Raw genomic sequence first — 8,010 nt, forward strand, 5'->3', positions numbered from 1 at the left:
GTAATGGATACTCTTTCTATGAGGAAAATGTAATGATTGAACAAGTAATTCAAAACACACTCAAACCTCTGACCATTGACATTGATCACGGCACATACACCACCGAAGTTTTGGCGGAATTAGGGAAAGCCGGAGCCTATACGGAAATCGCACCTTCGGTAAGTGGCGGTGATTTGGACTTATTCAAAATCATTCAAAACATGGCGCAAGTTTCTGAAGAGTGCATGTCAACTGGTTTCATGATGTGGGCACATGTTGTTTGCTGCTGGTACATCGAAAACTCGCAGAATGATTGGTTAAAGCAAAACATCCTGCCTAAGATGATTTCAGGCGAAGCCTTTGGGGCAACCTCGCTATCAAATCCTATGAAATATTTTGCAGGCATTGAGCCTCTTAAACTCAACGCAGTCGAAACAGAAGATGGCTATATTATCAACGGTACCTTACCTTGGGTTTCAAACTTGGCTCCAGATTCCTCTGAACACTTTTTTGGCTCCGTTTTCCATGTGGCTAATGAACAAGGTGAAACCCTACGCGATGTCATGGCCATCATCCCATGTGACCTTGAAGGATTCAGCCTAAAACAACAGGTCGAATTTGTCGGTATGGAAGGAACCGGAACTTACGCAATGTTCTTTAAGGATGCGTTTCTACCTAAGAAGTATTTACTCGCTGACCCAGTTCAACCTTACTTGCAAAAAATTAAATCAGGGTTTGTGTTGTTACAAACAGGAATGGCAGCAGGCGTGATTCAAGGCATGATTAACGACATGCACAAATCGAACCTATCACTTAGTGCAATTAACCAATTTTTGGACAACAAACCTGAAGAGTTGCAAGAAGAACTCGATGACGCACTGGCAATGATTGCTAAGCAGTCCTCAGAAATTTACACCCCTGGAGACGATTTCTTCAGAGGTATTTTAGAAGCACGATTACTCGGAGCAGAAATTTGCAAACGCGCAGCCGATTCAGTCATGCAACACGCAGGAGCCAAAGGCTACATCGTCGATGCTGCTGCACAACGTAAATGGCGTGAAGCCTATTTTGTAATTTTGGTTACGCCATCCATCAAACATTTACGCAAAGAAATTCAACGTCTGGAAGTAGGACTGGCTGCCGCTTAAATAAAAAGTCAGCACCAGACGATTTAAGGAGAATCATCATGAGTAACAATAGTCAGGAATATCGAAAATACATCTGCAAAGTCTGTGGACTTATCTACGATGAAGCTGAAGGAGACCTCGATTCAGGTCTAGCCCCTGGAACACGCTTTGAAGATATTCCAGATGATTGGTATTGCCCTCTATGTTTGGTCACAAAAGCAGACTTTATTCCACTAGAAGAAATGACGCATGCCGCTCCCGTTGATGCACAAGCCACCCATAAAGTCAGCGACAAATCCGATGTACTGATTATTGGCTCAGGCTACGCCGGTTGGCAAGTTGCTGAAGCCGTTCGCCAGGAAATGCCCGAGGCTGAAATCACATTGATTACAGCTGATGATGGCATCGTCTATCCAAAACCCTCCTTGTCGATGGCATTGAGACAAGACCGAACCGCTGAAGATTTGAAAGAACTTAGTGCAGCGCAAAAATCGGCTGAACTTAATATTGGTGTCAAAACCCTTACTCGCGTGATGTCTGTCAGTCAGACCTATAAAAAAGTACTGACCACCCGAGGGAATTTTTACTATGACAAATTAATCATTGCCACCGGAGCCAAAGCACTTAAACCGCAAATAGCCGGAGACAGCGCTCACGAAATGGTGACACTCAACGACTTGCCAAGTTATCGTCGTTTCCGCGAAACCATTGAAACCATTGACCACATCACAATTATCGGCGGTGGATTAATTGGAACAGAAATGGCAGAAGATATTGCAGCGGCTGGCAAATCGGTCACACTCATGGTTCGAGAAGACCAATTAATGCCGGGAATGCTCCCTGAACCGATTGCTGAAGATTTAGCCGACAAAATCCGTAAACAAGGTGTCGATATTCAATTTGGTCAGACCGTTGAAATAATGAATGGCTCTCAGGGAGACTACCAATTAACGCTCGGCAACTCAGAAACGATGCAAACCGGAATGGTTTTATCCGCAATCGGGATTGCACCCAACACAGGGCTGGCTGAAAAGCTTGAATTGGAAATTGGACGAGGCATCAAGATTAATGAATTTTGCCAAACCTCAAACCCAGATGTGTATGCGATTGGTGACTGCGCTGAATCCTCGGCAGGCGTTCAAGCCTTTTTAGAACCGATTCGCCGACAAGCCAAAACGATTGCAGCACACCTAAAAGGTCGTAAAGATTTACCTTTCCATGCCGTGTCACCATTGATCAAAACCAAAACATCGACCCTTTCGATTATGTTGAGTTTACCGCTTGGTGCAAACGACCAAGAGTCTTGGGTGACTGAAACGGATATTGGTGAAAACCACAAACTGGTTTACAAAGATAATGAAGATCACTTATTAGGTTTTGCAGTGAGTGGCGCTTTAGTCAATCAAGCAAACAACCTTTATAAAGAAGTCACCGAAAATGCTGCCTAGCATTGACTAAACCCCCTTCAAACAAAAAAGCCCCAGAAATACTCTGGGGCTTTTTACATTATCCATTACTCATTTGAATCACAAGTTTACCGGCCGGTAAACAATCTTAGACTTATTTAAGTTTTATCTAAGCCCAATTTTTTAAAGCGATAATTAAACTGCCTTGGCGTCATGTTTAACATTCTAGCCGCATGGCTTTTATTTCCATGCGCTCGCTCCAATGTCTGCAACAATATGTCCACCTCATTTTCACTGACTTTCCAATAACTTCGTTTCGCGTCTTCTGCAGACCTAGAAACAGTGGCAACTTGACCGGCCGGTAATTGTGCAGCAGGAACCGCTTGCGGCGGCAAAAAACCACTTTCAGGCGCAAATGCTTGCGCACCCGTTTCTTGAGCTGAATTAGCATTAGCAAAACGATTGGCCACATATGGTGGCTCTTGCACCTCTTGCGAATTCAACATCGGTGCAGTCCGAGACTCTCCCGTAAACTGAATCCCACTCTCTTCCGTTAGAATTTTTTGCATTAAAGTTTCATTAATCAAACGGCCATCATCGGCTAACAACACTGCTCGTTTAATGACATTCTCCAACTGACGAATGTTTCCAGGCCACTCGTAGGTTTCTAAAAATGCTAAAGCGCCACGATCAAAAATAACATTCGAACCATACTCTTGGTTCGCTTGGTTTAAGAAATGACGCGCCAATAAACGAATATCACCATCACGATCTCGCAAAGGCGGAAGCTCAATCGGAAACACATTCAAACGATAAAACAAATCCAAACGGAAGTTACCTTCATTGACAGATGTTTGCAGATTTTTATGCGAAGCCACCACAATTCGAACATCTACCGGAATTGGCTTATTAGAGCCCACTCGAGTAATAGAGCGCTCTTCCAATACACGTAACAGCTTAGCCTGCAAGCCCAAATCCAAATCCCCGATTTCATCTAAAAACAGCGTTCCGTGATGAGCCATTTCAAGCTTTCCGATCTTGGTCGCTGTTGCGCCGGTAAACGCACCTTTTTCATGACCAAAAAGTTCTGACTCCAAAAGCTCCAATGGGATTGCGGCACAGTTTATGGCAATAAAAGGGCCATCCTGTCGATTCGATGCCATATGCAACATACGAGAGAACTTCTCTTTACCTGTTCCCGACTCACCTTTTAGCAACACCGTTACAGAAACATTGGCGGCACGCGCCGCTTTATTTAAAGAAGCCATAACCGCAGGGCTCTCACCAATAATTCCGTATTGACTCCCCTGACTTAAAGCAACTGCGCGTAACTGCTCATTCTCCTCCTTCAGGATTTGTGTTTGCTTTTCCAACATGGCATTCACAGACAGAATCTCACTGACAAACAGAGCCATCAACTTCAGCACACTCAAGTCTCGATCCAATGAACGACTACGGTTTTTCAGGCGGTTCACCGCCATCACCCCCACCGCTTTTCCTTTTCGAAGAATCGGTGTAGCAATAAAGGCAACTGGCTCTTGAGGCAATGTGGCACGATCAACCGTTCGACAAAGATAATCATCTTCTAAATCAATATTAGGAATAATCACTGGGGTGGCCATTCGCATGACTTTACCCGTAATCCCTTCATTTACTGCAAATCGACTGCGCGCAATTTCAAGCTCGGTCAACCCAAAGGAATAGGCTGTCGACAATACGGAACTCCCAGGCTCTTTCAATAAAACACGCCCACGATTCAACCCCATTTGTCGAGAGATCAAACTCAAAATTCGACTAATCGCCTCATCAGGTTTATGCGACAATTCAATCTGTTCCGCCGCTTCTTTAATGACGCTATATTCCGAATAATCCGCAATATCCAGTGTGTCTTTTGACATACGCTTTCCTTGTTATGTATGCTTCAGGTTTACCACCAAGAGAGAATTAAATTATGCCCATTGCCTGCGAACTCTATAGCCAACTTGAATTGGCGGCTATGCGCCAAACGTCTATTTTACTCTATTCAAATGACACCTTAGTTTACCAAGGAAAAGTCATTGATCTAGTCTGCTCTCAAGGGGAAGAATACTTAGTCACCCCTGAAAAGCAAAACATCCCATTAAAGGGCGCAAATCGAATTGAGTTTGAACAAGATAGTCAATCTTAATTATCGGTATAGGCACAAAAAAGACCCTCTCTGGCCGCCCTTAGCTTTATACCCGAATGGGTGAAAAGAAGCTTTTTTACCTATACCGATAACTCATTAAATCTATACACCGTAATAAACGACAAAAGGCCTACCTTAATTAAATTAAGATAAGCCTTTGTATTTAAAATACTTTTTGACAATTAATTAACTTGCATGCCATGAGTAACGTTTAATTAAGAACACAGCAATTGCATCCAATAAATAACCAATAACACCAATCACCACAACAATAGCTGCCAAAGTATCGTATTCCAAAACATCGCGCGCATCATTGATGGCATAACCTAGGCCTGAAGTCACCCCCAGATATTCCGCTGGAACTAAGACCACCCAAGCGACACCAATTGCTAAGCGAATTCCCGCAAAAACATCTTGTGCAATTGCCGGCATAATCACTCGACGTAACATTTGAAAACCATCTGCACCCAGATTGCGAGCAACTCGGAACCAGTTTGGATCAATACGTTGCACACCATGTGCCGTACCGAAAACAATTGGCCAAACCGTTGCCATAACAATCAAGAAGATAATCGCAGCATCCCAAGTTTCAAATGCCAGTACCGCAATTGGCATCCAAGCAAGTGGACTAACCATACGCAAAAACTGGAAAGGCATATTTGCTACTTGGCGAACTGCTAGGAAATACCCCATCATCACACCAACAGGAACCCCGATAACAATCCCCCAAAACAGCCCAATCGCTATACGGTACAGACTTGAGTAAATGGTTTCCCAGAGACTACCCGTTTCCAACATATAACCCAGTGCCGAGAACGTTGGACCTGGGGCGAAATCTGCAAATGCCGCCGTATCAGGATTACTGGCAATCGCCAGACCACCAAGCCACCAAAGAAGCAATAAAATCGACATACCCAGCACAGCGTTGGTAAAACTCTGTGCCCACATAGGAAGTTTTTTAAAGTTTTGCGAAAGGCTAGAGAAAAACTCTGCCCCCGCACTCATTTGTGCAGTGCTCATAGCTTAAACACCTCTTCACGAATTGTTGGGTTAGCTGGATCCACACCTTTGACCTTATCCCAAACCTTGTATTTATCCATCGCGTTCTTAACGAACTCATAATCTACTAAATCATTCACCACAAAGTCAGTATCCAGTTCTTTCAAGAAGGTGGTATCACCGGTTACCAATGTCTCTTTTAACTGGTCAATGATAAATTTCGTTGCCGAAGGGTATGGATAAGGGTTGAAATCGATACGACCAACATCCCAATCTTCATGCTTGATCGCATCCGGAGTTTCATAATTCGCCGGGCTATAATCAGTCATTGCTTTTAAGACAACTTTTGCTTTCATCGGCAAGTAGCGCTTGCCTTCACGAGAAAGCATTTTCGCAACCTCTTCTTTGTTCTCTTGTGCATAAACCGCACCGCGAACTACCGCATTCATGACTTTTTGTGACCACGCTTTGCGTTTCTCGGTATGCTCATCATGCATACAAACAACACAACAAGGATGGTTTTTCCAAATATCACCGGTAAAGCGAAGCATCTTACCACCCGCTAAAACCTCACCTGCCGCATTGAATGGCTCCGCAACAATGTATGCATCGATTTTTTTAGCAGCCAATGCAGGAGGCATATCTGGTGGAGGCATAATCTGTAGATTGACTTGATTCGGTTTTAGCGGATCGGTCTGATCTTGAATCACCGGCTCCAAACCTGCGTCTTTCAACGCCATCTGTAGCACGATATTGTGCATTGAATACCAATATGGAACGGCCAACTGCTTTCCACCTAAATCGGCAAACGAATCCGCTTTAACGTGACGACCAACTACAACACCTGAACCGTTGGTATGCGCCCAACCTGTAATTTTTACTGGGAAGTTATTGTTGTAACGCATCCAAACAGGAATAGGCTTTAAGAAGTGCACCAAATTGAATTTATGTGCAGCAAAACCTTCGATTAATGGCGACCAACCGCGAATCAACGTCGGCTTCTCGACTTTAAGCCCTTCATCTTCAAAAAAGCCCATCGCATGCGCAACAAGTAAAGCACTAGCATCAGTGATTGGCAGATAACCGATACGCACCACTTCATCAAACGGCTCATCGGCGGCCATCGCTTGATTAGGCAGAGTTAAACCACCCAACGCTGCAGATAAACCACCAGCAGCAGCCATGGAATCTAAAATAAATTCACGACGGCCTTTTTTCGGGTTAAAAACATAATCGTGGTGAGCTAAAGGATTATCAGGACTACAGTATTGACACATATTCATTCTCCAAAATTTTTAAAGCTGAACATTTATGCGTAACCGGTGACGATATAACAAATGGAGATTCGGCGGCGTTACTTAAAAGTTCAGTTAAAGTTGTATGATTAAAATTAAATAAAAAAGTAGTAATCAAAGAGGGACTAAGATGCTTTGACCGCTTCGGTCAAAACAGGCGGTTCAACCTTAGGTCTAACCACTTCCAAGCGCTCAAAAGGCTTATCTTGTTTGGCTTGGTCGATTTTTTCGAACTCAGCAAACAATTCGTCTTTCAAAACTGTAAATTCAGGGGTATTACGATCTCGTGGATAATCTAAAGGAATCGATTTTTCGCCAACAATTTGGCCTGGGTTATGACTCATAATGACCACTTGATCCGCCATGGCAACTGCCTCTTCAATATCATGCGTAACCAACACCATGGTGATGTTTTGATCATGACAAATTTGAGCCACTTCCGTCTGCAGAGCAGTACGAGTAAAGGCATCCAGAGCTGAAAAAGGCTCATCCAACAACAAAACCTCTGGCTCTGTTGCTAACGAACGCGCCAGAGCAACACGTTGCTGCTGACCACCGGACAAATCTTGAACATTTTTATCTTTATGCTCACTTAAACCGACCATATCCAATAACTCTTCAACACGGTCATACTTTTCTTTGTAAGTCCCTGCAAACACCAAGCCTAAAGCAGCGTTTTCTCTCACCGTCATCCAAGGATAAAGTGAAGGTTTTTGAAACATCATGTTCCATTTCGCACTTGGCTTGGTTACCGTATGAGCTCTTATACGAACAGCTCCCTCGGTTGGTTTCAATAAACCTGCAACCATTTGCAGTAACGTCGATTTACCACAACCACTTCGACCAATTAAGGCAGTGAGCTGACCTTGAGGAATAGATAAGTTAATATCATCCAATGTCGGCATTGTTTGTTGGCGGTTGTAATAATGGGTTAGATCTGTAATCCAAATCGGTGATGCGGTAGACATGAAACTCTCCTAAATTCCGTAACACCTGAGCTATAACACCAATTCAACCAACAACAAATAACCCTTAAT

At 43.6% G+C, this 8,010-nt stretch carries 7 protein-coding genes; 3 read left to right on the forward strand and 4 right to left on the reverse strand.

Features of this window, described 5'->3' with window-relative positions:
* Nucleotides 1-32 precede the first annotated feature (32 nt).
* Nucleotides 33-1,127, forward strand: a complete 1,095-nt coding sequence (locus tag D9T12_RS11825; protein ID WP_130538364.1) for an acyl-CoA dehydrogenase family protein — start codon at nt 33-35, stop codon at nt 1,125-1,127.
* A gap of 38 nt (nt 1,128-1,165) precedes the next feature.
* On the forward strand, nt 1,166-2,554 hold the full coding sequence (locus D9T12_RS11830; protein WP_130538365.1) for an FAD-dependent oxidoreductase: 1,389 nt from the start codon (nt 1,166-1,168) through the stop codon (nt 2,552-2,554).
* 116 nt (nt 2,555-2,670) lie between these two features.
* Here the strand turns inward: D9T12_RS11830 and D9T12_RS11835 are convergent, their stop codons facing one another.
* Nucleotides 2,671-4,410, reverse strand: a complete 1,740-nt coding sequence (locus tag D9T12_RS11835; RefSeq protein ID WP_130538366.1) for a sigma-54-dependent Fis family transcriptional regulator — start codon at nt 4,408-4,410, stop codon at nt 2,671-2,673.
* A 53-nt stretch (nt 4,411-4,463) separates the two neighbouring features.
* On the opposite strand from D9T12_RS11835, the gene D9T12_RS11840 reads away from it, so the two are divergent.
* Nucleotides 4,464-4,679, forward strand: coding sequence for a hypothetical protein (locus tag D9T12_RS11840; protein WP_130538367.1), 216 nt, complete (start codon nt 4,464-4,466; stop codon nt 4,677-4,679).
* Nucleotides 4,680-4,865: 186 nt separating this feature from the next.
* Here D9T12_RS11840 and D9T12_RS11845 read toward each other — a convergent pair whose 3' ends face one another.
* The 3 genes from D9T12_RS11845 to D9T12_RS11855 form a co-directional block, all read right to left on the reverse strand.
* Entirely contained in the window at nt 4,866-5,699 is an 834-nt protein-coding gene (locus D9T12_RS11845; RefSeq protein ID WP_130538368.1) for an ABC transporter permease, read from the reverse strand.
* The gene (locus D9T12_RS11850) at nt 5,696-6,955 is read right to left on the reverse strand and encodes an ABC transporter substrate-binding protein (RefSeq protein WP_130538369.1); all 1,260 of its coding nucleotides are present in this window, start codon (nt 6,953-6,955) and stop codon (nt 5,696-5,698) included. Before D9T12_RS11850 ends, D9T12_RS11845 begins: the two co-directional genes overlap by 4 nt.
* A gap of 143 nt (nt 6,956-7,098) precedes the next feature.
* The gene (locus D9T12_RS11855; RefSeq protein WP_130538370.1) at nt 7,099-7,941 is read right to left on the reverse strand and encodes an ABC transporter ATP-binding protein; all 843 of its coding nucleotides are present in this window, start codon (nt 7,939-7,941) and stop codon (nt 7,099-7,101) included.
* Nucleotides 7,942-8,010: the final 69 nt, after the last annotated feature.

The sequence above is a fragment of the Thiomicrorhabdus indica genome, assembly GCF_004293625.1.
GTDB lineage: Bacteria > Pseudomonadota > Gammaproteobacteria > Thiomicrospirales > Thiomicrospiraceae > Thiomicrorhabdus > Thiomicrorhabdus indica.